Here is a 24,896-nt window from a genome sequence, read left to right on the forward strand (position 1 = left end):
TCGGTCTGATCTCCCGGTGGACCACGACTACTCTACGACGCAGGGGTTCATTGCCTCAAGTTTGAAGCTTGAAAGGATGTTCGTATGAAATCGATTCGAAGCATGGCGGCAGCGGCCCTCACGCCCTTGCTGCTTCTGGGGGTCACCGCCGCTCCCGGCCTCGCCCATGCCGCGCGCGACATGCCCGCCCTTCACGCCGAACGCTGGGTGAACTCGACACCGCTCACCCCCGAAGCGCTGCGCGGCAAGGTCGTTCTGGTGGACATCTGGGAGTACACCTGCATCAACTGGATTCGTACCTCGCCCTACGTCAAGGCATGGAACCGTGACTACGCCAAATTCGGCCTGGTCGTGATCGGCGTGCATGCACCGGAGTTCGAGTTCGGCAAGCGCGCCGAGAACATCGACCGGGGCATTCGTGACCACCAGCTCAGCTATCCGATTGCGCTCGACAACGACTTTGCGATCTGGAAAGCCCTCGGCAACGACGCTTGGCCGGCGAAGTACCTCTTCGACGCGCAAGGCAAACTGGTGCGGAGGTGGGTCGGCGAAGGAAGCTACGACCAGATCGAGTCGGAGATCCGGCGCCTGCTCGTAGCGGCCACGCCCGGCGCCGCGTTGCCTGCGGTCAGCCGCGAGGCGAGCGCGTTTGCAAGAACCGGCGAACCCTCCTACCGCGGGATCACGCCCGAGACCTACGTCGGTACCGGGCGACGTGAGCGAGGCGCGTTCACCCTGGAGGGCAATTGGCTCAGTCAACGCCAATTCATCGAACTCCAGTCGGGCACCGGCAAGATCGTTCTTCCTTTCACCGCCAGCGAAGTGAATCTTGTTGTCCAGCCGGGGCCCTCGGGTGCATCGGCGATGACGGTGCTGCTCGACGGGCAGCCGATCGGCGACGCGCGCGGCGCCGATGTGGGCCCCGACAGCGTGGCGCGCTTCGATCGCTCAGGAATGATTCGGCTGGTCGCCGGCGCGTCGAAGAAAAAGGAACACGTCCTGACGCTGATCGCCAACGATCCAGGCGTGCAGGCGTACTCCTTCACCTTCGGGCCATGATCCAAGCGAGCGGCATCGCATGAAAGACGATGCCATGGGCGCCTGTGTCCGCTCAAGGTCCGCAGACGGAACCATGAAGCGCGAACACTTCCACCGTGCCCCATCCTCCCCCTCTACGTCACCACATTCCGGATGAAGCGCGTAACCGGCCCACCCAGCGCAACATACCCATAAGGCTGCGCACTGCTGTAGATCGCAAAGTCCCCCGCGCCAATCGTCCTCGCACCCTCGGCCAGCGTGACCTGCAGGCGCCCTTCGATCACGTAGACCATTTCCTGCCAGCCTTGCGGATCGGGGTCTGTCTCGTATCGCTCGCCTTTGGCCAGTGACCAGATCCACAACTCCACATCACGCCGGGCCGACGCGCTCCCGAGCAAGGTCGCATGGCTGTCGGCATGGATCCCGCGCCAGGCGACCGCTTCGATGCGCTGAGGCTGCCGCTGGGGATCGCTGACGATATCCACGAACTTGACGTCCAGCGCAATCGCCAGGCGATCGAGACTCGAAAGACTGATGTTGGTGTCGCCGCCTTCCAGGTTGACCACCATGCGCCGGCTCAGTCCTGCCGCATCCGCAAGCACGGCCTGGCTCAATCCGGCTGCCTGACGCAGACGCCTGACGTTGGACGCGACGTGGGCCAGGACATCGTCGCGCGGCGGCGACTTGCGCACTATATTGCTCATCGGTATGATGTGAACTTTACTGCGCATAGCATACGTCAGGGAGAACATCATGAACAGCACCTCGGCCGAGGCGACCCGCCCGTCTTCGGCCCTTTCACTGTCGCGCCAGGAGCTGGCGCTCATTGCAGTCACTTTCGTCTGGGGCGGGACATTCCTGGCGGTGCACATTGCCATGCGCCATGCCGGCCCGCTCTTCTTTGTCGGCATCCGCTTCGTCATCGCGGGATTGCTTGCGTTGATGCTGTCGCGGCGCCGCATGGCGGGCCTCACGCGACTCGAGTTGGGTGCGGGCGCTGCCATCGGGGTGAGCATCGTCCTGGGCTACGGACTTCAGAGCTACGGCCTGCAGACCATCTCCAGCAGCAAGTCCGCGTTCATCACCGCGATGTACGTGCCGATGGTGCCGTTGTTGCTATGGCTGGTGCTGCGCCGTCCGCCGCACTACATGGCCTGGATCGGCGTGGCGTCCGCGTTCTTTGGCCTGGTGCTGATGGCCGGCCCCGATGCCGGGAAAATTTCGCTCACAGGTGGCGAGATGGCGACGCTGGTCGGAACGCTCGCGATTGCAGCCGAGATCATCCTCATCGGCCAATTTGCGGGGCGTGTCGACAGCCAGCGCATCACCGTGGTGCAGCTCCTGGTGGCTGGCGTCCTGTCGCTCGCGCTGATGCCGATGGCGGGCGAGCAACTGCCCGCTTTTTCCTGGGTCTGGGTCGTCTGCGCCGTGGGGTTGGGGCTCGCGAGCGCTGTCATCCAGCTGACGATGAACTGGGCCCAGAAATCCGTTTCGCCGACGCGCGCGACCGTCATCTATGCGGGCGAGCCGGTATGGGCCGGGCTGGTGGGCCGGCTGGCCGGAGATCGCTTGCCGGCGTTGGCCCTGCTCGGCGCCGCATTCATCGTCATTGGGGTGATCGTGAGTGAACTGCGGCCTGGAAAGTCCGGCAGCCAGCCCAAGACGTAAACGACAGGCGGTTGCGCATGACAGCGCTCGCCCGCCCTCCCCTCAGCCGCCTCAGCCGCCGGCGGATGCGGCGGTGAAAACCGCGGCTTGCTCATCGTAGGCGCGCCTGAAGGCCGGTCGCGCTTCGCCGCGCGCGACGTAGGCGGCAAGGCCTGGATATTCGCCCAGCAAGCCGGATCGGATCAACCTGCGCAGCACCGTCACCATCAACAGGTCACCGGCGCTGAACGCACCATCGAGCCAGTGTGCTTCGCCCAGGCGAGCGGACAGTTCGCCCAACCGGACACGAATGCGATCCTTCACGAGTGGCAAGCGCTGCTCGCTCCAGCTCTGGCCATGCTCCAGGAGCACGGCCGTCTGCAGATCGATGATGGGCGGCTCCACGGTGCTGAGCGCGGCAAACATCCACGTGATCGCGCGCGCCCGGGCATTTGCATCGTCTGGCAGCAGGCCCGCATGATGCTGCGCGATATGGAACACGATGGCCCCCGACTCGAACAGGGCGAGATCGCCTTCCTCATAGGTCGGAATCTGCGCGAACGGATGAAGCGCGCGATGCGCGGGCTGCTTCATCTCGCTGAACGACACCAGGCGCACGTCGTACGGCTGGCCCACTTCTTCGAGCGCCCACCGAACACGCATGTCACGTGCCTGTCCCTTGCCACCGTCAGGGGACATCGCAAAGGCAGTGATGGTCGGGATCATGAAAAGCCTCCGGGTGATGCGATGGCGGATTCTCGCCTGACCCGGAGTGGCGTGCCCCCGCGCCCTACTCTGCCTTGATGTTGTTGTCCTTGACCACCTTGCCCCAACGCTGGGATTCGGTCTGCATCCACGCCGCGATCTGCTGGCGGTTCATGGCCGCTGGCTCGGAGCCGAGTTCCTGCAACTGTTTGGCGAACTCGGGGCGCGTCACGATGCGCTGAATGGCGTCCTGCAGCTTGTCGAGCACCGCGGGCGGCGTGTTGGCGGGCGCCAGCAGACCTTGCCAGGAACCCGTCACGAAGTTGGGAATCTGCGAGGCAACTGTTGGCACCCCCGGGGTGGCCGCAAACGGCTTGGCACTGGTCACCGCGATGGCCTTGACCTTGCCGCCCTTCACGAGCTGATTGGTGGCGACGACGCTCGCCATCGCGCTGTCGATCTGGCCGCCCGCGAGGTCGGCAAGGGCCTGCGCACCGCCCTTGTAGCCGATGATGTTGAACTCGAAGCCGCGGTCCTGCGCGAGCAGGATGCCGGCCAGCTGGCTGATCGAGGCCAGCGGCGTGCCGAAGCTGATGGGCTTGCTGCTCTTCTTGGCGTAGGCGGCAAGTTCGTCGAGGTTCTTCACCGGAAGATCGTTGCGCACCACCAGCAGGTGCGGCGAATAGGCCGGGATCGCGATGGGCGTCAGGTCCTTCTGCGGGTTGTAGGTCGTCTGCGGGGAGATGCTCGGGCCGATGGTCAGCACGCTCATGTCCAGCAGCAGCAGGTTGTAGCCGTCCGGCGCGGACTTCGCCACGTACGCCGCGCCGATGTTGCCGTTGCCGCCGGCCTTGTTCTCCACGATCACCGGCTGCTTGAGCATCTCGCCCAGCTCCTTGGCCAGGAGGCGGCCCAGCACATCGGAGGTGCCGCCCGCCGGGTTGGGCACGGTGATGCGGATCATCCTGTTGGGATAGCCTGCGGCGTCCTCCGCCAAAGACGGAAAGGACGCGCCGGCCAGCATCGCCGCGGCTGCCATGCCGAGCAGTGCGCGCCGGGCCAGGGGGCGCGCGTGCGGGGTGTTTGATGTCTGGGCTTTCATGGGGTATCTCCGTGGATGTGTGGACGAGAAGACGTGTGAATGCGAACGTCTGGTGAGGTGGGTCAAGGCGCCTGATGGATCACGTTCAGGAGCGGTTGCCCCTGCTCAAGGCGCACGATGTTTTGCGCCATGAAGCGGTAGCGGCGATCGAGCAGGCCCGGCGTCATGGCGGAGATGTGGGGCGTGGCGCGCACGTTGGGCAGTTCATGCAACGGCCAGCGCGAAGGGTTCACAGGCGCCTGTCCCTTCTTCGGGTACTGGTACCAGACGTCGAGGACGGCCCTGCCCAGCTGCCCGTCGCGCAAGGCTTCATACAACGCCTGCTCATCCACCACCTCTGCGCGGGCCACGTTGACCAGCAAAGCTTGCGGGCCCAGCAGCGCGAGCTGGCGCGCGCCGATCAGTCCTCGGGTGCTGTCGTCCAGCGGGCAGCAGACCACCAGGAACTGGACGCGGGGAAGCACATCGTCCAGCGCCGACGCGGCAACGAATTCGCTGGCCAGTTCGCCAGGCCCCTGTTTGCCGCTGCGCGTCACCGCGATCACATGCATGCCGAAGGCGCGCGCACGTCGCGCGATCTCCTGCCCGATGTGGCCAAAGCCCACGATGGCGAGCGTCTTGCCATCGGCCTCCTCATGCTGGGCGCGGCTGGCGTAGGCCTGCGCCCAGGCGTCCGCGTCCAGGCGCGCCGGGTACTGCCAGAGTTGCACGCAATGTTCCAGGATGGCGTGCAGGGTGAACTCGGCGATCGGCACTTCATGGCCGTGCACGTTGCACACCGTGGTTCCCGAAGGCAGCGACGCGAGGGCGATCTGTTCCGACCCCGCGCCGGGCACGTGCACCAGCCGGCAGCGCAGGCGGACCGCTTCGTCGGCGCTGATGCCGTTGCTGATGACGACGTCCGACTGGATGTCCCCCGACGCGGGGAAAGACGGGAGGCCCTCGACCTCGTACCCGGGGCCGAGCAGTGCGCTCAGTCGCGGCGCGTTGGGCGCATGGAGTCCGACGATCTGGATGTGCATGTGAAAGTCCCGGGAAGTGCCGGTCGAACTAGCGGCTTTCGCGCACGATGAGGTCTGTGCGCTGCTTGAAGTCGTCCTTGAGGCGCGTACCCAGCCCCGGTGCCACGGTTGGCTGGGCCATGCCTTCGCGGATCACCGGCAGGTCCGTGACGATGTCGCGGTACCAGGTGGCCAGCGTGGCGCGCACCACCTCCTGGTAGATGGCGGTCGGCGCATGCAAGGCCATCTGCAGGCCGGCCATCAACGTGACGGGGCCGGTGCAGTCGTGCGGCGCGAGCGGCCGGTTGTAGGCCTGGGCCAGCGCGGCGATCTTTCGCCCTTCGGTGAAGCCGCCGCACCAGGCCAGGTCCAGCATCACCACGTCGAGCGCGTCGCCGGCCAGCAGGTCGCGGAAGGGGCGCAGGCCACCCAGCGTTTCGCTGCCGCAGATCTGCACCCGCGTGCGGCGCCGCAGGTCGGCGAGGCCGGCGGCGTCGTCCATCTTGCACAGCGGGTCTTCGACCCAGAACACGTTGTATTCCTCCAGCGCCTGGCAGATGCGCAAGGCCGAGTGGCCGCCGAACAGGCTGTGCAACTCGCACATCACCTCGATGCGGTTGCCCACGGCCTCGCGGATCTTGCGGAAAGGCTCAAGGCCCTTTTCCAGGTCGGGCAGGCTGATGAGATGGCCGCCGCTCGCAGGCGCATGAATGTCGAAGGGCCAGATCTTCATGGCCTTGTAGCCTTCGTCGAGCAGGCTGCGCGCGAGCGTGCCGGCATCGCGCATGAAGGCCACCTGGTCGTCGTAAGGGCCCTGCGCTTCGTCCTGCGCGCCGATGTCGCGGCGCTTGCCGGTCGTGTTGAACGCGTAGCCCGCGCAGGTGTTGTAGACCGGCACGGTCGGGCGCGCTGCACCGCCCAGCGACTCGTGAATGGGCACGCCCTGCCGCTGGCCTGCCAGGTCCCACAACGCAATGTCGACGGCGCTGGCCGAACGCACTTCGACGCCTGAACCGTTGTAACCGACGTAAGGCGTCAGCAGATGACGCGAAATGCCCTCGATGTGCCGCGCATCGCGCCCCAGCAGCCAAGGCGCGAGCTCCTCATGCAGGCAGGTCTCGACCGAAGCGGCGCCGCGAAAGGTCTCGCCCAGGCCGACGAGCCCATCGCTCGTTTCAAGTTCGAGCCAGATCAGGCTGGGCCGGTCCGGCAGGCGGTAGGTACGAAGGCAGCGAATGCTTGACATGATTTACAGCTTTTTATATCTTTGGCGGGAAATTGGGTCGTTCGTGCGTCGATGAAGGCGTGAAAAGGATTGTCCCAGTCATCGAGTCATTCGAATTTCAGGCTTACCCTGTCAATAGCTGTCATATGAATTCATTGCAATCCAGGGTCATGGACAACGCTGCAGACCTTCACGCGCACACGCACAAGGCCGACCGACTGCTGGGCGACAAGGTCTACGAGGACCTCCTGCAACTGCTGGGCACGCCGGGCTTCGAGCCGCGTGCGCGGCTGCCCGGCGAAACCGCGCTGTCGCAACGCCTTGGCGTGTCGCGGCCGGTGCTGCGGCAGGCACTGGCACGCCTTCGCGACGAGGGCCGCATCTACGTGCGCAAGGGCTCGGGCACTTTCGTGACCGATGCGCTGCCCCAGGCCAAGCCCATCTCCATCAGCACGCTGCAGAACATCGCGGACATCCGCGCCTTCCTGGAGTTCCGCTTGTTCATGGAAGGCGAGGCCGCTGCCCGTGCGGCGTTGATGCGCACCACCGACCAGATGCACCACATCCGCCGGTGCCGCGAGCGCTTCGAGCAGGCGTTGTCGGAGGGAAGCGATGCCCTGGAAGAAGACGTCGCCTTCCACGACGCGGTGGCGCAGGCCTGCGGCAACCGCTTCTTCAGCATGACGATGACCGCCCTCGCCCCCCAGACCCGCTTCAGCATCGGCCTTTCGCGCAGCCTGGCGGGCCGGCCGCAGGGCGAACGGCGCACGGGTGTGTGCCTGGAACATGCAGCCGTTGAACAAGCCATCGAGCGGCAGGATGCAGGCGCCGCGCGGCAAGCCATGGAGGCGCATCTGCGCGGGGGCATTGCGCGGCTGTTCGGCCACCCGACCTGAAAGCCTGAAAGGGCGCGTCGACGCTGCGCGCCACTGCATCCATCGCGCAACGGCGACACAATCAAGCCCGCGGCCGTCGTTTTCGATCCGGCCGGGATCACTTGCCGCATGTCTTCCCCTCCAGCCCCCGACACATCCGCCTCATCCACGTTTTCCCTGCGGAAGATTGCGTTGCCGGCCTTCGGGCCCTCCCTGCTGTTCGGTCTGGGCGAAGGAGCCATCCTCCCCATCGTTCCCCTCACGGCGCGCGACCTTGGGGCATCGGTGTCCATGGCCGCGTTGATGGTCGCGCTGATCAGCATCGGCTCGCTGCTCAACAACATCCCGGCCTCGCTCATCACGATGCGCTGGGGCGAACGGTGGGCCATCGTTGTCGCCGGTGTCTGGAGCGGGCTGGGCATGGCGCTTTGCGTCGGAACCTCGCACCTTGGGCTGTTCGCGACGGGCTGCTTCATGGTGGGCATGTCGCAGGCGGTCTACAACCTGGCGCGCCAGAGCTACATGACGGATGCAGTGCCCGTCATGTACCGCGCGCGGGCGCTGTCGACGCTCGGCGGGGTCATGCGCATCGGCATGTTCGCCGGTCCCTTCCTGGCGGCGGCGGCGGTGCATGCCTTCGGTCTTTCAGCGGCCTACGTCATCGGCATCGTCGCGGTACTGGGCGCGGCGGCCATCGGCGCGCGCATCCCCGACCTGGAGGCCCCACCCCTTCCCGCAGGGCAGAGCGCGCCCGCCTCCATCACGCTCGCCTCGACGCTGCGGGATCACCGCCGCGTGTTTCTCACCCTGGGAATCGGGGTGGTGCTGGTCAGTGCGGTGCGGGCATCGCGCCAGGCCGTCATTCCGCTGTGGGCCGAGCACCTGGCGCTGGCCCCTGCGGTGGCCTCCCTGGTATATGGCCTGGCCGGCGGCATCGACATGCTGGTGTTCTATCCGGCCGGCAAGGTGATGGACCACAAGGGCCGACGCTGGGTCGCGGTGCCGTCCATGCTGATCATGGGCGTGGCCATGCTGCTGATGCCCTTGAGCACCGGATTCACCACGCTTCTGATCGCCTCGCTGGCCATCGGCTTTGGCAACGGCATCGGTTCGGGAATGATCATGACGCTCGGCGCCGACCACTCGCCGCGGCACGGTCGCGCGCACTTCCTGGGGGTGTGGCGCTTGATGTCGGACATCGGTTCTTCGTGCGGCCCGGTGTTGCTGTCCTTCCTGGCCGCAACCCTTTCGCTGGCCACCGGCATCGCCGCCACCGGGCTGATCGCACTGATGGCGGCCGGGGCGCTGGGGTACTGGATTCCTTCGCGGCGCACGGTGGGTGCGGGCAGCGGGGAGCAGGCCAAGGCTCGATAGGTCACGCCGACGCGATCACGGTCAACGCGCTCATTCCTGGGACACTAGATCCGCTCCCTGGGGACGCCGGTCACCGTCACCGGTGCCGGGTCGCGTGCAGCCCGCTTGAAGATCGACGGCGAGACGCCGGTGTGCTCCTTGAAGAAGCGCGAAAAGTTGCCCGGCGCGGAAAAGCCGAGATCCATCGCGACTTCGGTCAAGGCGCCCCCTTCCGCGACGCGGCGCATGGCTTCCTCGACCCGCACGCCGCTCCAGAAGACCTGCGGTGTCGTGTTGAGCTGATCGCGAAAGAGCGCAAAGAAGTGCGCGCGCGACAATCCGACCTTTGCGGCGATTTCATCGATGGTCGTGATCTCCGACACGTGCTCACGCATGTGTGCGATGGCACTGCGAAGCCGGTGATCGAGCATCACGCCGACACCCGCTGCAGGCGAGTCAACACCGCCTGTGGTCGATGCCGCGATCGCCGCCTCCAGCAGCCGCTCCACTTCGTCGTCGATGGCCGAACGCGACTTGTCCGCGGAGATGATCAGGTCGAGAACGCGCCAGCACGAGCGGCGCATCGCCGGACTGATGGGAACGCGCGGTGAAGGAAAGCGGAAGTTGCGCCCGGTTGAATTTCCCAATGCGTCCAACCATTGCCTGGAGATCATGAAGACGAGGAAGAGGCACGACCCGCTGCCCTCCATCACCATGTCGTGCGCTTCGAATGCGTTGACGCCCAGCGCGACGTTTTCGCCATAGGGCACGACCTCGGCGCCGACATTCGCGACCGCCCGCGTGCCGCCGAGCCACAGGGCCAGTTGCGATTCGGAATGGGCGTGCGACACCAGGTTGACGCACGATTCGAGAACGATCGCCGTGCCAAAAGCTCCCTCGTGCAGCGCGTAGGCCTCCGCCATCTTTTCCAATCCTTCACAGTGAGTCGATCACCGCAATTGTTCGCCTTGCCAAGCCTTGTATTGGCGCGCACCCGGGTAAGTCCCTAGCACTGCGCCGGACTCCCTGATACGCCGCCGGATTCATCGATAAGCGCCCAAAGCGCTGCGTTTTTAAAGTTGCTCCATCCCCGCGGCACCTTCACCGGAACCGCAAATCCGCAGAGAGAAATCACAGGAGCAAATTGAAATGCGCATCGCTACATACATCGCCGACGGCACCCGCCGCGTGGGTCTCGTTTCCGACGACGGCCTCACCCTCCGACCGCTCGACCTCACACCGCAGCAGGCGGCCGCAGGTGCCTTGAGCATCATCGAATCCATGGCCGAAGGCGGCCCTGCTCCGATCGCGGCCGGCCCCGCCGTCAAGGTCGCGGACGTCGCGCTCGACGCGCCGCTGCCCAAGCCCCGGCGCAACCTCTGGTGCGTCGGCCGCAACTACCACGCGCATGCCAGGGAACTTTCGGCATCGGTCTTCAAGGACAGCGGCGCGAAGACCGATGAGTGGCCCATCGTCTTCACCAAGGTGCCCGAATGCGTGGTCGGCCCGCACGACGACGTGCTGGTTCCCGGCGAGATCTCGACGCAGATCGACTACGAGGCCGAGCTCGCCGTGGTCATCGGCAAAGGCGGCAAAAACATCACGCGCGCCGCGGCCATGGACCATGTGTTCGGCTACACGGTCGTCAACGATGTGACGGCGCGCGACGTGCAGATTCGCCACGGCCAGTGGGACATGGGCAAGTCCTTCGACACCTTCTGCCCGATGGGCCCGTGGATCGTGACGGCCGACGAATTCGACGGCACCAAGACGCGCGTGCGTTGCTGGGTCAACGGCGAGTTGCGTCAGGACGGCCCGACCGAGAACATGATCTTCGACATCCCGACGCTCATCGAGACGATCTCGCGCGGCATCACGCTGTATCCGGGCGATGTCATCGCCACCGGCACGCCGGCCGGCGTAGGCATGGGCATGACGCCGCCGCGCTACCTGAAGGCAGGCGACGTGGTGCGGGTCGAAATCGATCGCCTGGGCGCAATCGAAAACAAGTTCGTCTGAAGCGCAGCACGATGACCACACAACTCATCAACGGACTGGCCGTCGAGATCGACGGCAATGGCGAGGCGCTGCTGTGCATCCACGGACTCGGCGGTTCGTCGAACACCTGGACGCCCTTGCTGCCTGCCTTGTCGCACTTCAAGGTGATCCGCCCGGACCTGCCTGGCAGCGCACGTTCGCCACTGCTCACGCAGCCACTGTCGATCGAAGGCTATGCCGCATCGCTCGAAAGCTTGCTCGCTGAACTGGGCGTCGAATCGGTGCACGTGATGGCGCATTCGCTCGGCACCGTCGTTGCGCTGCACCTCGCCGTACGCAACCCCGGCAAGATCAAGTCGCTGGCCCTGTTCGGTCCGCTGGTCGCGCCACCTGAAGCGGCACGGCCGAACATCGTGGCGCGTGCATCGGCAGCGCGTGGCGGCATCGCCTCCATGCAGGAGATTGCCGACGCCATCGTCAAGGCCGCCACCAGCCAGGAGACGAAGGCCGAGCAACCCGCAGTGCTGGCGCTCGTGCGCGAAAGCGTGATGCGCCAACCACCCGAAGGCTACGCGCAAAGCTGCGAGGCGCTGGCCGCGGCGCAGTCGGCGGAGATCGAGCGCATCGGCGTGCCGACCTTGCTCGTGACCGGCGACCAGGACGGCGTTGCACCGCCCGCCAACGTCGCCGCCATGGCGGCGCGCATCACCGGTTCCCGGCAGGTGGTCTTCGACGGCTGCGGCCACTGGACCACCTTCGAGAAGCCACAACGCTGCATGCAGGAACTCGAGCAGTTCCACGCATCGCTGGACTGATTCAGTTTCTTTTCATCAACCCATTTCCGGCATCACGGGCCGGAGGAGACAAGCATGACCCGCATCGCATTCACCAACGTCCGCATCTTCGACGGCACGGGCGAAGACACCTACACCGGCGACGTGCTCGTCGAAGGCAAGCGCATCGTCGATGTCGCCCGCGCGCCCAGGCGCGTGACCACCGACGACGCCCGCGTCATCGACGGCAAGGGCCGCTTCCTGATGCCCGGCATGACCGAGGCGCACACGCATTTCTCGTGGAACGACCAGCCGAGCCTGGCCGCCATCCAGTTCATGCCGCCCGAGGAACACACGCTGTGGTGCGTGCGCGTGGCCAAGCGCTATCTCGACATGGGCTGGACCTCGGCCATCGGCGCCGCCGCCGCCAAGCCGCGCCTGGACGTGGTGTTGCGCAATGCGATCGATGCGGGCGAATTCCCCGGACCGCGCTACCTCGCGGGCAGCCAGGAGATCACCACCATCGGCGCATTGGGCGACAACACCCTGCCGCACATGAAGTTCGAGGAACTGAGCTTCGGCAGCGTGTGCAGCGGTCCGGAGGAAATCCGCAGGTCGGCGCGCACCTTCATCAAGTACGGCGTCAATCACCTGAAGATCAACCTTTCGGGCGAATACATCGCCGGCCTGCCCGCCGAGATGTCGCCATTTGCAGAGGAAGAAGTCGCGATGCTCGCGCAGGAAGCCAAACGCTACGGCAAGCGCATGGCTGCGCATGCAAGGTCGAGCGAATCGGTCAAGCAGTGCGTTCGGCACGGCATCGAAATGGTCTACCACGCCAGCTTCGCGGACGAAGAGGCGCTCGACATGCTCGAAGCGGCCAAGGACAAGCACTTCGTCGCGCCGGGCATCGGCTGGCTCATCCGCACCACCTTCCACGCGGCAGAGTACGGCATAACAGAGGCCGTCGCCACGCAGATGGGCTACAAGCGCGAGTTGGAGATCGCCTCGGCATCGCTGCGCAAGATGCACCAGCGCGGCATCCGGATCCTGCCCGGCGGCGATTATGGCTTTGCATGGATGCCGCACGGCACCAACGCCAACGACCTGCAGTACTTCGTGGACTACATTGGCATGACGCCCAAGGAAGCACTGATGGCGGCGACCAGATTGGGTGGCGAAATCATGCTGCGTCCGGATGAGTTGGGGCAGCTGAAGGCAGGCTATCTGGCGGACATCGTGCTGGTGGATGGCGATCCACTGAAGGACCTGTCGATCCTGACCGATCCGGCGAAGATCCAGCTCGTGATGAAGGACGGCGTGATCTACAAGGATTGCGCGACGCCCGTGCCGGCGGAAGCCGCATTGCATCTGGAAGGGGCTGACTTTCCGCTGCGTGAGGAAGGCGTCAAGGAGGCGCTTGCCGAGATGCATTGAGCGCCAGGCGACCGAACGGGGTGGCAGGATCGCCGCAGTGCAGCATGACTACGCATTGCCCTTCCCCCCGGCACGGCGTATCGTGGGCGTCAGGAAGGAGCAGAGCCCATGCCCTCACCCAGAAGCCACGGACGCCACGAAACTGGCCGCATGCCCTCGGGCGCCTTCGGCAGCCCCATGCCCATCGCGCCCTCGGATGCCGCGCACTTGTGCGAACGCGCGGTGCAAGCCATCTGGCACAGCCTGGATGCGCATGACCTGCTGGACGCGCACGTCAGGGCGGATCTCGCGGATGTGCTGGAACCCCTGGCTGCGCTGGAATTCACCGACCGGCTTCCGCGGCTGATCAAGACGCTCAGGATGCCCGACCCCATCGACCCGTCCTACCTGTATTGGCTCACGCGCCGGCTCCTGACGCTGGTGCCCGAACTGCAGGCCGAGGAAGTCGCTCTCACCCGGCCCGCCGCCAAGCCGCCTTCGTCGCTGACCTGATTCAGCGCCCTGCGCGCGCGGGCACGGCCTGCGCGCCCGAGGCAATGCGCGCGCGAAACTCCGAGGGCGCGCAACCCGTTTCGCCCTTGAAGAACCGGCTGAAGTAGGCCGCGTCCTCGAAGCCCAACTGTTGCGCCACGTCGGCCACCGAGGCTTCAGTGTGGACGAGCACGCGCCGCGCTTCCAGCGCCAGCCGCTCGTGCAGGATGGCCAGCGCGCTCGTGCTGGACACGGCGCGGCAGACGCGGCTCAGGTGGTCGGCCGTCACGCCCAATGCATCGGCATAGAAGGCCAGCGGACGATGCTCGTGAAAATGCCGCTCGATCAGCGCTCGGTAGCGCTGCACCAGGGTGTCGCGCAAGGCCTCGCGCTTGCCGACGCCGGTGGTGGCCTGCTCCTGGCGCAGGAACCACAGCGCGAGCAGCACCACATGCGACTGCAGCGCCTCGGCGCGGCCCACGCGTTGCGCATGAAACTCCTCGCCCACGTCGTCGAAATGCCGGCTGCATTCGGCGGCGTTCGCGTCATCGAGCACCAGCGTTTGCGCCAGGCGCTGCGCCACCAGCGGCGAATGGGCACTGAGCGAGGCCAGCGCCGCGCTGGGCACCGACACCTGGCAGCCGCTGCTTTCGGGCTGGTACTCGAAGCTGTGCACCGTGCCGGGCGCGATCATCAACGCCGCCGGTGCGCGCAGCGCATGCCGTTCGCCGTCCACGGTGCCAACCATTGCGCCTTCGGTCAGCAACTGGAACTGGTGCAGCCCTTCGTGCCGGTGGGCCGGAATTCTCCAATGATGCTGCTGCGCGCGTACGCGGATCGACTCGTAGTGCAGGCTGTCTTCCGGTTGGAAGTGGCGCACTTCCTTGAAGGGGACGATGAGGAGCTTGCTGGGTCGCATGGCAGTGTCAGTTGGAGGCCGGAAATCTACAGGCGGCTTGCCGTTTCGTCCATGGTCGTGCAACAGATGCACGCCTAAGCTGAGGGCATTCCCTCACAACAGGGCGCCGGCGCATGGGCTGGTTGCCAGACAACAGGAGACAAGCATGTGGAATCGACGCGAACTGCTGCAACGGAGCGCCGCGCTGACGGCCGTGGGCAGCCTGGGCTTGCCGCGCTTGGCAGCGGCGCAACTCAACGGCACGGCCGCGATCATCTCGGGCTTTCCGCCAGGCGGCATGGGTGACAACGTGGCGCGCCCGGTGGCCGAGCGGCTGCGCGGTCGCTACGCGACGGCACTGGTGGTGGAAAGCCGCACCGGCGCGGGCGGGCGCATTGCGGTCGAATACGTCAAGCGCGCCGCGCCCGACGGGCTCACCATCCTGCAGATCCCCAGTTCGCCAATGGTGCTGTACCCCCACACCTACAAGAAGCTCAACTACGACACGCTGGCTGACTTTGCGCCCGTGTGCTCCACGGTGACCTACGCCTTCTCCTTCACGGCCGGACCGGGGTTGCCCGCCGAAATCAAGACCGTGGCCGACTACGTGACGTGGGCCAAGGCCAACCCCAAGCTCGCCACCTATGGCGTGCCGGCGGCGGGCTCCGCACTGCACTTCGCCGGCATGATGCTGCAGAAGGCGGCCGGCATCGAAATGACCAGCGTGCCCTATCGCGGCGGTGCGCCGCTGCTCAACGACGTGATGGGCGGCCAGGTGCCGGTCAGCTTCAACGTCATCGGCGAGGTGATGCCGCACATCAAGTCCGGCAAGCTGCGCTCGCTGGGCGTGACCAGTGCGCAGCGCTCGCCCTTCCTGCCCGAGGTACCCACGCTGGTCGAGCAGGGCTACAAGGATGTGATCGTGCAGGAATGGCTCGGCTGGTTCCTGCCGGCGAAGACGCCAGGCGACATCGTCAAGAGCCTGAACATGCAGGTGCGCGAGGCGCTGCAGGCCCCGGACTACATCACGCAGCTGGCCACCTACGGCCTGCAGCCCATTCACCAGTCGCCCGAGGAGTTCACGCAGGTCGTGAAGGCGGACCTCGCGAAGTGGGCGCCCATCGTGCGCGCCACCGGCTTCACCGCGGAGGACTGACCCCGTGCTTCGACTCACAGGCGCGCAGGCGCTGGTGCGCATCCTGGCGGGTGAAGGCGTGCCCTTTGCGTTCGGAATCGTCGGCGGCAAGCTCGCGCCGCTGATGCACGCGCTCTCGCAGCAGGACGCCGTGCGCTTCGTCGGCGTGCGCCACGAAGCCACCGCGCCGATGATGGCCGCTGCCGTGCACGCGGGCTCGGGCCGCATGGCCGTCGCGCTCGGCGAGATGGGTCCGGGCGGCTTGAACCTTGCGTCAGGCATGGGCGTCGCCTTCAACAACAACCTGCCGCTGCTGGCCGTCACCACCAACCAGCACCGCGCGGCGGCGTACCCGCACAGCGGCATGTTCATGGACCTGGACACGCAGGCGGTGTTCGCGCCCATCACCAAATGGAACGCGGTGGTGCACGACGCACGGCGCATTCCCGAACTGGCGCGGCGTGCCTTTCGCGAAGCCTTGTCGGGCCGGCCGGGACCGGTGCACCTGGACATTCCGCAGGACGTTCTTTCTGCCGCGACCGACTATGCGGATGACGAGTTCGATCTGGCGCCCTCGCGCTACCGCATCACCACGGGGCCGCGCCCTGCCGCTGACGCGGTGGAAGCCGCGGTGCGCCTGCTGCGGGAGGCCAGGCGGCCGCTGGTGGTGGCCGGCGGCGGCGTGGTGACGAGCGGCGCGGCCGATGCCTTGCGCGACATTGCCCGGCGCCTGCATGCACCCGTCGTGCCGACGCAGATGGCGCTCGGTGTTATCGCGAGCAACAGCCCGCACTTCATCGGCCACGGTGGCCTGATCGCGGGCGATGCGGTGCGCACAGCCTTCGAACAGGCGGACGTGGTGCTCAGCGTCGGTTGCCGCTATTCGTCGTGGATGTGGGACGAGCGCGGACCGTTCGCGCGGCGTGGGCATCGCACCATCAGCATCAACATCGATCCGTCCGCGCTGGGCCATCCGGCGGTGCATGAAGTGGCGATGCAGGCCGATGCGCGACTTGCGCTGCAGGACCTGATGACCGCGCTCGATGCAGCGCCGCCTCTCGCGCCCGATGACGAATGGCTTCGCAGCATCCGCACCGTGCGCGCAGGCTACGAATCGCGCCTGGCCGAACTGGCGCGAGACCCCGATCCGGTGATGCATCCGGCCGCGCTCGCCAAGGCCATCGGCGACGCCTTGCCCCAGGACGCATTGGCCGTGTTCGACGGCGGCCACACCACCTTCTGGAGCAACGACATCACGCCGGTCGACGCGGTGCGAACGCGCTTTCACGAACCCGGCATGAGCCACCTCGGCTTCGGCCTGCCCTATGCGATGTCCCTGCAACTGCAACACCCATCGCGGCCGGTATTCGACATCACCGGCGACGGCTCCTTCGGCTTCACGTTGAACGAACTCGACACCGCGCGACGCGCAGGGCTGAAGGTCGTCTGCATCATCCACAACAACGCGGCCTGGGGCATCATCCGCGCCGGCCAGAAGGCGCAACTGGGCTTTGAATTCTCGACAAGCCTGGAGGGCACTGACTACGCCGCCATTGCACGTGGCTTCGGCTGCCATGGCGAGACGGTGACCCGCGCCGAAGAGGTGGCCCCTGCCATCCAGCGCGCCCTCGCATCCGGCTTGCCCAGCGTGCTCGACTGCCGCACGCGCTTTACGCCGCACCCCGCAGGCCCGGCCTTCGGCAGCATGAACCGCTTCGGCTTCGACGCGCTCGTACCACCCTCCCATTCCTGACATGCTTCGCACACCATGACCACACTCACCCTCACCCAAGCCAACCAGATCATCGCCGCCGCGCTCGCGCATTCGAAGCAGTCCGGCTACGCGCCCATGGGCATTGCCGTGCTCGACGACGCGGGCCACCTCAAGGCCTTTGCGCGCGAAGACGGCGCGAGCATGTTCCGTTTCGACGTCGCGCAGGCCAAGGCCTGGGGAGCAGTCGGCATGGGCGTGTCGAGCCGCGTGCTGTTCGAACGGGCCAAGGGCAACCCGAACTTCTTCGTGTCGCTGTCCGGAACATCGGCGGGGCGCTTCCTGCCGCAGACGGGGGCGGTGTTGATCAAGGATGCGCAAGGGAAGATTTTGGGCGCGGTCGGCGCGAGTGGCGGGACGGGGGATGAAGATGAGGCGATCTGCATTGCGGGCGTGCAAGCTGCGGGACTCGCCGCAGGATGAATTGCTCCCTCGCCCCTCCGGGGGTGGGCTGACTTGCTCCCTCGCCCCTCCGGGGAGAGGGTTGGGGTGAGGGGCACCGGGCCTATCCACCGCCCCACCCGAACCACGGCCCGGAGCCCTCACCCCTGCCCTCTCCCGGAGGGAGAGGGAGATGAAGAGGGTTACTCAGGGAGCAGGCCGATTTCAACGGCAATCTGCCCCAAACGGCGATGCTCCTCACGCAGAAACGCATCGAACTGCTGCGGCGTTTGCGGCGACGCGGCGATCGGTCCAATCGTCAGCATCTTCTCAACAAACGCCGGCTTCTCCAGCATGGCGTTCACGCCCGCGTTCATCTTCATCACGATGGGTGCAGGCGTGCCGGCTGGCGCAACCATTGCCAGCCACCCGACCATGTCGAAGCCCGGCAAGCTCTCCGCCAACGCCGGCACGTTGTCCCACCCCGCGATGCGCTTGGGCGATGTCACGGCCAGCATGCGCAGGCGCCCCTGCTTCACCAGTTGCCCGGTCGATGCCACGTCGGCCACCAGCGCATTCACCTGCCCGCCGATGAGGTCCTGCACGCCCGTGCCGATGGAGCTGTAGGCCACTAGGTTCGTCTCGGCCTTGGCGCGAGCGTTGAACAGACGCGCGATCATCCCGCCGAAAGTGCGCGGGCCTTCGTTGGCCAGCGAGAGCTTGCCCGGATCGGCCTTGCTGCGCGCGACCAGGTCCTGCACCGTCTTGATGGGCGAATCGGCGCCCACGAGCAGCGCGAAGGGGCTGTTGGCCACGAAGGCCACGGGCGTGAAGTCTTTCAGCGGATCGTAGGGCAGCGTCTTGAACAGGTAGCTGTTGGTCACCAGCGCAGCAGTCGTCGCAAAGTAGAAGGTGTAGCCATCGGGCGGCGCCTGCTTGGCTGCCTGCGCGCCGATCACGTTCTGGCCGCCCGGCTTGTTGTCGACCACGAAGGGCTGGCCGATCGATTGCGACAGGCCTTCGCCGAGCAGCCGCGCGATGGTGTCCGGGCCTGAACCCGGAGGTTGCGACAGCACCAGCTTGATCGGCTTGGCAGGCCATGGCTCCTGCGCGCGCACGAGGCCGGCCTGCGCCAGCGCCGCGGCCGCCAGGCTCAACTGAAAGCTTCTTCTGTTCATCATCACGTTGTCGTCTCCGTTGTTATCAATGGGTTGTGCTGTGCCCGGCCAAGCCGGTGCGCCAGTGCGCGGAGTTGCGCGTCGAGATCGTTGGGCGTCGAAGCCACGCCGTACACATAGCGGTCGGGCCTGACGATGGCGGCGCGGCAAGCGTGGCGCTGGAACCATGCGGCTGCCACGCCTTCGGTTTCGCGCAAGCCTTCGCCCAGGCGCAGCGTGGTGATCCGGGGGATGGACGTCGCATCCACGTCGGCGGCATCGAAGCCTTCATCCAGCACCAGCCACCAGTCGTTGCCGGCCAGCGAATCGAAGCGCACGCGCTCACTGCCCTGCGCAATCCACGGCTGCGGAAAGATGGTGCCGTTGGCTGCATGCGGCATGGGCGACAGCAGGCCCGACTCCAGCCCCGGCAGCACGTCTTGACGCGGCATGTCGCGCACCACGCCGCCGCACTCGGCCAGCATGCGCGCATCGCGTTCGCGTGCCTTCGCCTCGTCGCGTTCGCAGATGACGGCGCCGATGACCTTGATGCGGCTGGTGAGTTGCGTCACGTGCTGCTTGCGTTCGATGCCATAGCTGTCGAGCAGCGATTCGGCTGCCGCGCCCTTCACGTCGCCATGGACCACGGCCGCCAGCTTCCAGGCCAGGTTGGCCACGTCGCGCACGCCCTGGCACATGCCCTGGCCCAGGAAAGGCGGTTGCTGGTGCGCCGCATCGCCTGCGACGAAGACGCGGCCGCTGCGCCAGGTGTCGGCCACCAGCGCATGAAAGCGATAGCTGGCCTGCCGCCACAGCTCGCCGTCTTCCGGCGACAGCCAGCGCGACAGCAGCTTCCATGTCTCTTGCGGCTCGACGACCTTGCGCGGGTCTTCACCGGGCTTGAGCGAAATCTCCCAGCGCCGGTGATGGCCGGGGCCGATCACCATCGTGCAGGGCCGGTCGGGCTCGCAATACTGCACGCTGGTGGCCGGCAACTTCGCGAGACCCCGCGCGTTGGCCAGCACGTCCACGACCAGCCAAGGCTCGTCGAAGGACAAGTCTTCCAGCGCAATGCCGACCTGCTCGCGCACGAAGCTCGATGCGCCATCGCAGCCCACCACGAATCGCGCCCGCGTGCTGCCGCCCTGCCCGTCGTCGCGCTGCCATTGCAGCGTGACGCCGTCCGCGTCCTGCGCCAGCGCCGTGACCTCGGTGCCGAGTTCGATGCGCGCGTTGTCCATCGACTGCACATGCGCCCGCAAGGCCGCCTCGACCGGCGGCTGCGTGAACACGTTCGATGGCGTGTAGCCCAGCGGATACGGCGGTGCCACCATCGTCAGCCGCTTGATGAGTTGGCCGTCCACGCCGAAGTATTCCGATGGCGTGAAAGGCTCCAGGTACGGCGCCACCGCGTCCACCACGCCCAGCTGCTGGAACACACGCAGGATCTCGTGGTCGATGGCGATGGCGCGCGGCTTGTCGTACACCTCGCGCGAACGGTCGCACACCCACACGCGCAGTCCCATGCCCGCGAGCAGGCCCGCCGCCACCGCGCCCGAGGGGCCGAAGCCGACCACCGCAACGTCGTATTCCACGTCGCGCTCTTCTGTGGATGCCATGCCTTCAGTCCTCGGCGCGGATCGGGTTCACCAGCGTGCCGATGCCTTCGATCTCGACCTCGAAGCTGTCGCCCGCCTTCATCCACACCGGCGGCGTGCGGGCCTGGCCAACACCGGCGGGCGTGCCCATCACGATCACGTCGCCGGGCTCCAGCGTGAGGACGTCGCTCAGCAGCGCGATGGTCTCCGCGACGCCCCAGATCATGTCGGTGGTGTTGGCGTCCTGCATGACCTTGCCGTTCAGCCGACCCTGGATCTTCAGGCCCGTTGCTGCTGGCGGCAGTTCGTCGGCGGTGACCAGCACCGGGCCGAATCCGCCCGTGCCGTCGAAGTTCTTGCCGATGGTCCACTGCGGCGTGCGCTTCTGGTAGTCGCGCACGGACATGTCGTTGAAGCAGGTGTAGCCGAACACGTAGCCCGGTGCGTCCTCCTGCGAGACATGGCGCGGCACGCGGCGGCCGATGACCAGCGCGAGCTCGGCCTCGTAGTCGAAGCGCTCGGACACGCGCGGCAGGATGCCCGGCTGCCCATGCGCCACGAAAGAGCTGGCGCCCCGAAAGAAGAACCACGGGTACTCGGGCTTCTCGCGACCGCCCTCTTTCGCATGGTCGAAATAGTTGAGACCCAGGCAGATGGTCTTGCCGGGCTCCGGCACCAGCGGTGCGAATTCAAGGCCGGACAGCGGCAGGCGCGCCGCACCCGAGGCCAGCGCAGCCTTGGCGGCCGCGGCAAGGTCGACACCGGCCGTCAGCGCGGCGCGCAGGTCGGCAGGCACTTGCGGCTGTGCGGCGTTCAGGTCGATGACGTTGTCGCCATCGACGAGGCCCAGGCGCTTTTCGGCGTTGTGGATGAAGGTGGTGAATTTCATGGCTGCTTTCGTTGAAGGTGTGTTGATCAGTCCGGCGTCTGCATGAAGAAGACTTGCCGTTGCGCTTCCTTGAGGCGCGCCGATGGCGGCTGCGAGATGCCCCACTGGTCGACGCGCCCGGGTGGCCAGGTCCAGTCGGCGGGGCCGCGCGCCACGTGGCTGTCGTCGATCTGCTCGACCTCGGCCGTGTACTCGATGACTTCGCCGAAGGGCCCGATGAAATAGTTGAAGGCGTTGTCGCCCGGCCCGTGGCGCCCCGGGCCCCATTCGATGCCGTGGCCCGCGTCTTTCATGCGCCCGCCGCCGCGCATCACCGATTCGAGGTCGGGCATCAGGAAGGCGATGTGGTTGAGGGCGTTGTTGTCGGTGTCGCCCAGCGCGAGGGTGTGGTGGTCGGCATTGCAGTTGAGGAAGGCCATGATCCGGGTGCGATCCGCCAGCTTGAAGCCCAGCGCCTGTTCGAGGAAGCGCTGCGAAGCATCGACCTTGGCGCTGTTGAGCACGGCGTGCGCAAGGCGGATGGGGCGGTCCCTGGCTTCGTGCGCGTCGGCGTGCTTGGTGTCGCCGTGCACCACCTGGAACAAGCGGCCGTCGGGGTCCCTGATCGTGAGGCCCATCCCGCCACCGGGCTCATCAATGGGGCCGATGGGTGTCAGCACACGTCCGCCAGCGCGCACCGCCGCATCGGCGATCTGCGTCAAGGCTTCCTCGCTGCGGGCGCGAAAGGTCGCATGGCGAATCTCGGTCGCATCGGCGCCGCGGTGCAGCGCCAGCAGATGGTGGTCTGCGCCGGTGCCGCGCAGGTAGAGCGCATCCTGCGTGCGCGCGGCAACGTCCAGATGCCACACGCGCGTGTAGAAGTCCTCGGCGCGTTCGAGGTCCGGCACGTTCAGGGCCACGCTGCGCAGCCCTTCGATCCAGGGAGATGTCATTTGGTTGCCTCGTTGAGCGGCGTCGATGCGAAGGCGCGTCCCAGAAAGCGCTGTGCATTGCCGTGAATCAGTTGCTGCGCCACGTCCGCGCCAAAGCCCGCGGCCTCGATGCGAGCCACCGGCGTGCGGTCGTGGAAGTTGAAGGGGTAGTCGGTTCCGAGCATCAGTTGCGAGGCGCCGAACGCCTGTACCAGGTGCTGGAGCGTCGGCGTGTCGAAGACCAACGTGTCGAAGAAGAGTTGCCGCGCCTGTTCCGTCGGCGAGGCCTGCACGGCTTCCTTCAATGCCGGAAAAACAGACCAGCCTTCCTGCAGGCGAGGCAACAGCGAAGCCAGCGTGCCGCCACCATGGCTGAAGGCGATGCGCAGGCCCGGCCGGCGCAGCATCAGGTTCGAGGTGATGACCGATGCCGCCGCGAGACCTACGTCCGTGGGATAGGCCAGCACCTGCTGCAAGGGCGCCGGGCCGACCAGCCGGTCCATGCCTGTCGGCTTGAGCGCGTGCACGAACACCGCCGCGCCCAACGATTCGCAGGCCTCAAAGAACGGGTCGAAACACGGATCGCCGATCGGCGTGCCATTGACGTTGCTGCCAATCTCCACGCCGGCAAAGCCCAGCACCTCGACCGCATGGCGCAGTTCAGCAATCGCCAGGTCGATGTCCTGCAGCGGCACGGCCGCAAGCCCGATCAACGCGCCACCGGACTCCGCCACCATGGCAGCCATCTGCTCGTTCAGAAAGCGAAGCAACTGTTGCGCGTCAGCCGGTTCCATCCAGTACGACAGCAACTCCGGCATCGGCGAGATGGCCTGGTGCGCAAGACCCATCGCCGGCAGATCGGCCAGGCGATGCGTCACGCTCCAGCATTTTTCGGAGACGGTGCGGAAGTTCTTGCCGGCGATCATCACGTGGCGATGGCACAGGCCGCCCGCCTCCGGCGCCACGGCGGTCGACGGCCACTGCGCCGGCACCTTGCTGCCAAGGTACGCGGGAAAGCTCTCCGGCACCACGTGCGCGTGGATGTCCACGCCGCCGCAGGCGCACCGCATTTCTTGCATCGTGTCTCCTGTTCGGCGCGAGTCTATGGAGCCTTGATACATTTATGAAGCGGATAGGCGATATACATAGAATCCACGCCATGGATATCAGAGACGTCGACCTCAACCTGCTTGTCGCCTTCGACGCCATGGCCGAACACCGCAGCGTGACCCGCGCCGCGGAGGCCATCGGCCTGAGCCAGCCCGCCATGAGCGCCGCGGTCGGCCGCCTGCGCCTGCTCTTCAACGACGCGCTGTTCGTGAAGACCGCCGCCGGCATGCAGCCGACGCCGCGCGCCATGGAACTGGCCGGGCCGGTGTCGCGCGTGGTGGAAACGGTGAAGGCCGAGATCCTGCCGGCGCCCGCCTTTGCGCCGCTCACCGCCGCCCGGGAATTCGTCGTGGTCACGCCCGACATTGCAGAGGTGCACTTCCTGCCGCAGATCATTGCGCGCTTCGCCGAAGACGCACCCCATTGCGCGCTGCGCACGCTGTCCATGCCGCGCCTGGCCGCCGCCGAGGCGCTGGAATCAGGCGGCGCCGAACTGGCGATCGGCTACCTGCCCGACCTGCAGAAGGCGGGCTTCTTCCTGCAAAGGCTCTTTGGCAACGACTACGTGTGCATCGTGCGCGGCCAGCATCCCACCGTGGGCGCGCGGCTCACGCTCAAGACCTACCTGGCCGCATCGCACGCCGTGGTGAGCCCTGACGGGCGCGAGCACCTGCTCGAACAGTTCCTGCAGCGCCAGGGCGTTCAACGCAGCGTGCGCGTGGGGCTGTCGCACTTCATGAGCCTGCTGCCCATCGTCGAAAGCTCCGACCTCATCGCCACGGTGCCGCGGGACCTGGCCAACATCTGCGCGCGATACGCCGACATCCGCATCGTCGACACGCCTTTCAAGTCACCCGTGGTGGAGGTGCATCAGTTCTGGCACCGGCGCTTTCACAAGGATGCGGCCAACATGTGGCTGCGGGCGCTGGTGCATCGGCTGTTTGCAGCGTGAAGTGTTGGCGTTGGCTGCCATCCCTTTCCGAAGTCGCCCACCGTCGCGCCGAACCGCTCTCAACACCCTTCATACTCCGGGGAAAAATGCAAAGGGAGTGAGCGTGACGCAAGAGCAGGAACTGTCGGACCAGGTCCGCGGCAGGACAGTCGATTTCATCTGGGACGAAGGCCCCACCAAGGGCATGACCCAACGGCACCATTTCCACGACGATGGCACCGTGACATGGGAAGCCGTCGAGAAAGGGGCTCCGGTGCCGGCCCCCGACCAGCATCGACCGAAGTACATGGCCAGCCGGATCAACGACGACGTGTGCCTGGTGTCCTATCTCTCGCGCGCCGGCTACACGCTGACCGTCGCGCTCAACTTCGTGGACGATTCGCTCGACGGCGTGGCATCGAACGACAGGCTGTGGGTTCCCGTGGGCGGCAAGTTCGCCTTCCGTCCCACAGCCTGATCGCTGCCCGCC

Annotated in this window: 25 protein-coding genes; 13 read left to right on the top strand and 12 right to left on the bottom strand. The window is 66.4% G+C overall.

The features are described 5' to 3' along the window. Window positions 1-84: 84 nt before the first annotated feature. On the top strand, window positions 85-1,059 hold the full coding sequence (locus QTI66_RS03835) for a thioredoxin family protein (protein WP_286557595.1): 975 nt from the start codon (window positions 85-87) through the stop codon (window positions 1,057-1,059). A gap of 113 nt (window positions 1,060-1,172) precedes the next feature. On the opposite strand, the gene QTI66_RS03840 is transcribed toward QTI66_RS03835, so the two are convergent. Beyond that, on the bottom strand, window positions 1,173-1,742 hold the full coding sequence (locus QTI66_RS03840; protein WP_286557809.1) for a helix-turn-helix domain-containing protein: 570 nt from the start codon (window positions 1,740-1,742) through the stop codon (window positions 1,173-1,175). 49 nt (window positions 1,743-1,791) lie between these two features. On the opposite strand from QTI66_RS03840, the gene QTI66_RS03845 reads away from it, so the two are divergent. Further along, window positions 1,792-2,706 carry a DMT family transporter gene (locus QTI66_RS03845; protein WP_286557596.1) on the top strand — a complete coding sequence of 305 codons (915 nt, stop codon included), beginning with the start codon at window positions 1,792-1,794 and terminating at the stop codon, window positions 2,704-2,706. A 51-nt stretch (window positions 2,707-2,757) separates the two neighbouring features. Here QTI66_RS03845 and QTI66_RS03850 read toward each other — a convergent pair whose 3' ends face one another. The 4 genes from QTI66_RS03850 to QTI66_RS03865 form a co-directional block, all read right to left on the bottom strand. Further along, window positions 2,758-3,411 (bottom strand): glutathione S-transferase family protein, encoded by a 654-nt coding sequence (locus QTI66_RS03850; RefSeq protein WP_286557597.1) that lies wholly within the window; start codon window positions 3,409-3,411, stop codon window positions 2,758-2,760. 64 nt (window positions 3,412-3,475) lie between these two features. Then, window positions 3,476-4,492, bottom strand: a complete 1,017-nt coding sequence (locus QTI66_RS03855) for a Bug family tripartite tricarboxylate transporter substrate binding protein (protein WP_286557598.1) — start codon at window positions 4,490-4,492, stop codon at window positions 3,476-3,478. 62 nt (window positions 4,493-4,554) lie between these two features. Further along, the gene (locus QTI66_RS03860) at window positions 4,555-5,514 is read right to left on the bottom strand and encodes a 2-hydroxyacid dehydrogenase (protein ID WP_286557599.1); all 960 of its coding nucleotides are present in this window, start codon (window positions 5,512-5,514) and stop codon (window positions 4,555-4,557) included. A 28-nt stretch (window positions 5,515-5,542) separates the two neighbouring features. Continuing rightward, complete coding sequence (locus tag QTI66_RS03865; RefSeq protein ID WP_286557601.1) at window positions 5,543-6,739, bottom strand: mandelate racemase/muconate lactonizing enzyme family protein; 1,197 nt, start codon at window positions 6,737-6,739, stop codon at window positions 5,543-5,545. Between the two features lie 149 nt (window positions 6,740-6,888). Here QTI66_RS03865 and QTI66_RS03870 point away from each other — a divergent pair, with 149 nt between their 5' ends. Together QTI66_RS03870 and QTI66_RS03875 are read left to right on the top strand one after the other, a co-directional pair. Continuing rightward, on the top strand, window positions 6,889-7,614 hold the full coding sequence (locus QTI66_RS03870) for a FadR/GntR family transcriptional regulator (RefSeq protein ID WP_286557602.1): 726 nt from the start codon (window positions 6,889-6,891) through the stop codon (window positions 7,612-7,614). 108 nt (window positions 7,615-7,722) lie between these two features. After that, window positions 7,723-8,967 (top strand): MFS transporter, encoded by a 1,245-nt coding sequence (locus QTI66_RS03875; RefSeq protein WP_286557603.1) that lies wholly within the window; start codon window positions 7,723-7,725, stop codon window positions 8,965-8,967. A gap of 44 nt (window positions 8,968-9,011) precedes the next feature. Here the strand turns inward: QTI66_RS03875 and QTI66_RS03880 are convergent, their stop codons facing one another. Further along, window positions 9,012-9,869 (bottom strand): helix-turn-helix domain-containing protein, encoded by an 858-nt coding sequence (locus tag QTI66_RS03880; protein WP_286557604.1) that lies wholly within the window; start codon window positions 9,867-9,869, stop codon window positions 9,012-9,014. Window positions 9,870-10,095: 226 nt separating this feature from the next. Here QTI66_RS03880 and QTI66_RS03885 point away from each other — a divergent pair, with 226 nt between their 5' ends. From QTI66_RS03885 to QTI66_RS03900, 4 genes are all read left to right on the top strand, one after another. Continuing rightward, complete coding sequence (locus QTI66_RS03885; protein ID WP_286557605.1) at window positions 10,096-10,965, top strand: fumarylacetoacetate hydrolase family protein; 870 nt, start codon at window positions 10,096-10,098, stop codon at window positions 10,963-10,965. An 11-nt stretch (window positions 10,966-10,976) separates the two neighbouring features. After that, a complete protein-coding gene (locus QTI66_RS03890; RefSeq protein ID WP_286557606.1) occupies window positions 10,977-11,759 on the top strand; it encodes an alpha/beta fold hydrolase in 783 nt (260 codons plus the stop codon). A gap of 54 nt (window positions 11,760-11,813) precedes the next feature. Further along, window positions 11,814-13,154: a metal-dependent hydrolase family protein gene (locus QTI66_RS03895; protein ID WP_286557607.1), complete on the top strand. Its 1,341-nt coding sequence runs from the start codon at window positions 11,814-11,816 to the stop codon at window positions 13,152-13,154. 108 nt (window positions 13,155-13,262) lie between these two features. Further along, window positions 13,263-13,646 carry a hypothetical protein gene (locus tag QTI66_RS03900; RefSeq protein ID WP_286557608.1) on the top strand — a complete coding sequence of 128 codons (384 nt, stop codon included), beginning with the start codon at window positions 13,263-13,265 and terminating at the stop codon, window positions 13,644-13,646. Between the two features lies 1 nt (window position 13,647). Here the strand turns inward: QTI66_RS03900 and QTI66_RS03905 are convergent, their stop codons facing one another. Further along, the gene (locus QTI66_RS03905) at window positions 13,648-14,544 is read right to left on the bottom strand and encodes a helix-turn-helix domain-containing protein (RefSeq protein WP_286557609.1); all 897 of its coding nucleotides are present in this window, start codon (window positions 14,542-14,544) and stop codon (window positions 13,648-13,650) included. A 145-nt stretch (window positions 14,545-14,689) separates the two neighbouring features. On the opposite strand from QTI66_RS03905, the gene QTI66_RS03910 reads away from it, so the two are divergent. Genes QTI66_RS03910 through QTI66_RS03920 form a run of 3 tightly spaced genes read left to right on the top strand, consistent with a single transcriptional unit; the run spans window position 14,690 to window position 17,852 of the window. Beyond that, window positions 14,690-15,679, top strand: coding sequence for a Bug family tripartite tricarboxylate transporter substrate binding protein (locus tag QTI66_RS03910; protein WP_286557610.1), 990 nt, complete (start codon window positions 14,690-14,692; stop codon window positions 15,677-15,679). A gap of 4 nt (window positions 15,680-15,683) precedes the next feature. Continuing rightward, window positions 15,684-17,411 (top strand): thiamine pyrophosphate-binding protein, encoded by a 1,728-nt coding sequence (locus QTI66_RS03915; RefSeq protein WP_286557611.1) that lies wholly within the window; start codon window positions 15,684-15,686, stop codon window positions 17,409-17,411. A gap of 15 nt (window positions 17,412-17,426) precedes the next feature. After that, on the top strand, window positions 17,427-17,852 hold the full coding sequence (locus QTI66_RS03920; protein WP_286557612.1) for a GlcG/HbpS family heme-binding protein: 426 nt from the start codon (window positions 17,427-17,429) through the stop codon (window positions 17,850-17,852). A gap of 161 nt (window positions 17,853-18,013) precedes the next feature. Here QTI66_RS03920 and QTI66_RS03925 read toward each other — a convergent pair whose 3' ends face one another. Genes QTI66_RS03925 through QTI66_RS03945 form a run of 5 tightly spaced genes read right to left on the bottom strand, consistent with a single transcriptional unit; the run spans window position 18,014 to window position 23,444 of the window. Beyond that, window positions 18,014-18,991, bottom strand: coding sequence for a Bug family tripartite tricarboxylate transporter substrate binding protein (locus QTI66_RS03925; RefSeq protein ID WP_286557613.1), 978 nt, complete (start codon window positions 18,989-18,991; stop codon window positions 18,014-18,016). Next, a complete protein-coding gene (locus tag QTI66_RS03930; protein ID WP_286557614.1) occupies window positions 18,991-20,586 on the bottom strand; it encodes a bifunctional 3-(3-hydroxy-phenyl)propionate/3-hydroxycinnamic acid hydroxylase in 1,596 nt (531 codons plus the stop codon). The genes QTI66_RS03925 and QTI66_RS03930 overlap by 1 nt, the downstream gene beginning before the upstream one ends. A 4-nt stretch (window positions 20,587-20,590) precedes the next feature. Beyond that, window positions 20,591-21,454 carry a fumarylacetoacetate hydrolase family protein gene (locus QTI66_RS03935; RefSeq protein WP_286557616.1) on the bottom strand — a complete coding sequence of 288 codons (864 nt, stop codon included), beginning with the start codon at window positions 21,452-21,454 and terminating at the stop codon, window positions 20,591-20,593. 26 nt (window positions 21,455-21,480) lie between these two features. Then, a complete protein-coding gene (locus tag QTI66_RS03940) occupies window positions 21,481-22,386 on the bottom strand; it encodes a VOC family protein (protein WP_286557617.1) in 906 nt (301 codons plus the stop codon). Continuing rightward, window positions 22,383-23,444: an amidohydrolase family protein gene (locus QTI66_RS03945; RefSeq protein WP_286557618.1), complete on the bottom strand. Its 1,062-nt coding sequence runs from the start codon at window positions 23,442-23,444 to the stop codon at window positions 22,383-22,385. Before QTI66_RS03945 ends, QTI66_RS03940 begins: the two co-directional genes overlap by 4 nt. A gap of 80 nt (window positions 23,445-23,524) precedes the next feature. Between QTI66_RS03945 and QTI66_RS03950 the strand changes: the two genes are divergently transcribed. Continuing rightward, window positions 23,525-24,427, top strand: a complete 903-nt coding sequence (locus QTI66_RS03950; RefSeq protein ID WP_286557619.1) for a LysR family transcriptional regulator — start codon at window positions 23,525-23,527, stop codon at window positions 24,425-24,427. Between the two features lie 103 nt (window positions 24,428-24,530). Then, window positions 24,531-24,884: a hypothetical protein gene (locus tag QTI66_RS03955; RefSeq protein WP_286557620.1), complete on the top strand. Its 354-nt coding sequence runs from the start codon at window positions 24,531-24,533 to the stop codon at window positions 24,882-24,884. The last annotated feature ends 12 nt before the right edge of the window (window positions 24,885-24,896 follow it).

Origin of the sequence: Variovorax brevis, from assembly GCF_030317105.1 — a bacterium.
In the GTDB taxonomy this organism is placed as follows: Bacteria; Pseudomonadota; Gammaproteobacteria; order Burkholderiales; family Burkholderiaceae_C; genus Variovorax; species Variovorax brevis.

Excerpts from the sequence above, each read along its gene's own strand:
- QTI66_RS03865 (WP_286557601.1), bottom strand. The coding sequence starts at position 6,739 with ATGTCAAGCATTCGCTGCCTTCGTACCTACCGCCTGCCGGACCGGCCC.
- QTI66_RS03905 (WP_286557609.1), bottom strand. The coding sequence starts at position 14,544 with ATGCGACCCAGCAAGCTCCTCATCGTCCCCTTCAAGGAAGTGCGCCAC.
- QTI66_RS03855 (WP_286557598.1), bottom strand. The coding sequence starts at position 4,492 with ATGAAAGCCCAGACATCAAACACCCCGCACGCGCGCCCCCTGGCCCGG.
- QTI66_RS03840 (WP_286557809.1), bottom strand. The coding sequence starts at position 1,742 with ATGAGCAATATAGTGCGCAAGTCGCCGCCGCGCGACGATGTCCTGGCC.
- QTI66_RS03910 (WP_286557610.1), top strand. The coding sequence starts at position 14,690 with ATGTGGAATCGACGCGAACTGCTGCAACGGAGCGCCGCGCTGACGGCC.
- QTI66_RS03925 (WP_286557613.1), bottom strand. The coding sequence starts at position 18,991 with ATGATGAACAGAAGAAGCTTTCAGTTGAGCCTGGCGGCCGCGGCGCTG.
- QTI66_RS03845 (WP_286557596.1), top strand. The coding sequence starts at position 1,792 with ATGAACAGCACCTCGGCCGAGGCGACCCGCCCGTCTTCGGCCCTTTCA.
- QTI66_RS03940 (WP_286557617.1), bottom strand. The coding sequence starts at position 22,386 with ATGACATCTCCCTGGATCGAAGGGCTGCGCAGCGTGGCCCTGAACGTG.
- QTI66_RS03860 (WP_286557599.1), bottom strand. The coding sequence starts at position 5,514 with ATGCACATCCAGATCGTCGGACTCCATGCGCCCAACGCGCCGCGACTG.
- QTI66_RS03835 (WP_286557595.1), top strand. The coding sequence starts at position 85 with ATGAAATCGATTCGAAGCATGGCGGCAGCGGCCCTCACGCCCTTGCTG.
- QTI66_RS03875 (WP_286557603.1), top strand. The coding sequence starts at position 7,723 with ATGTCTTCCCCTCCAGCCCCCGACACATCCGCCTCATCCACGTTTTCC.
- QTI66_RS03900 (WP_286557608.1), top strand. The coding sequence starts at position 13,263 with ATGCCCTCACCCAGAAGCCACGGACGCCACGAAACTGGCCGCATGCCC.
- QTI66_RS03895 (WP_286557607.1), top strand. The coding sequence starts at position 11,814 with ATGACCCGCATCGCATTCACCAACGTCCGCATCTTCGACGGCACGGGC.
- QTI66_RS03885 (WP_286557605.1), top strand. The coding sequence starts at position 10,096 with ATGCGCATCGCTACATACATCGCCGACGGCACCCGCCGCGTGGGTCTC.
- QTI66_RS03945 (WP_286557618.1), bottom strand. The coding sequence starts at position 23,444 with ATGCAAGAAATGCGGTGCGCCTGCGGCGGCGTGGACATCCACGCGCAC.
- QTI66_RS03950 (WP_286557619.1), top strand. The coding sequence starts at position 23,525 with ATGGATATCAGAGACGTCGACCTCAACCTGCTTGTCGCCTTCGACGCC.
- QTI66_RS03850 (WP_286557597.1), bottom strand. The coding sequence starts at position 3,411 with ATGATCCCGACCATCACTGCCTTTGCGATGTCCCCTGACGGTGGCAAG.
- QTI66_RS03870 (WP_286557602.1), top strand. The coding sequence starts at position 6,889 with ATGGACAACGCTGCAGACCTTCACGCGCACACGCACAAGGCCGACCGA.
- QTI66_RS03890 (WP_286557606.1), top strand. The coding sequence starts at position 10,977 with ATGACCACACAACTCATCAACGGACTGGCCGTCGAGATCGACGGCAAT.
- QTI66_RS03880 (WP_286557604.1), bottom strand. The coding sequence starts at position 9,869 with ATGGCGGAGGCCTACGCGCTGCACGAGGGAGCTTTTGGCACGGCGATC.
- QTI66_RS03930 (WP_286557614.1), bottom strand. The coding sequence starts at position 20,586 with ATGGCATCCACAGAAGAGCGCGACGTGGAATACGACGTTGCGGTGGTC.
- QTI66_RS03920 (WP_286557612.1), top strand. The coding sequence starts at position 17,427 with ATGACCACACTCACCCTCACCCAAGCCAACCAGATCATCGCCGCCGCG.
- QTI66_RS03935 (WP_286557616.1), bottom strand. The coding sequence starts at position 21,454 with ATGAAATTCACCACCTTCATCCACAACGCCGAAAAGCGCCTGGGCCTC.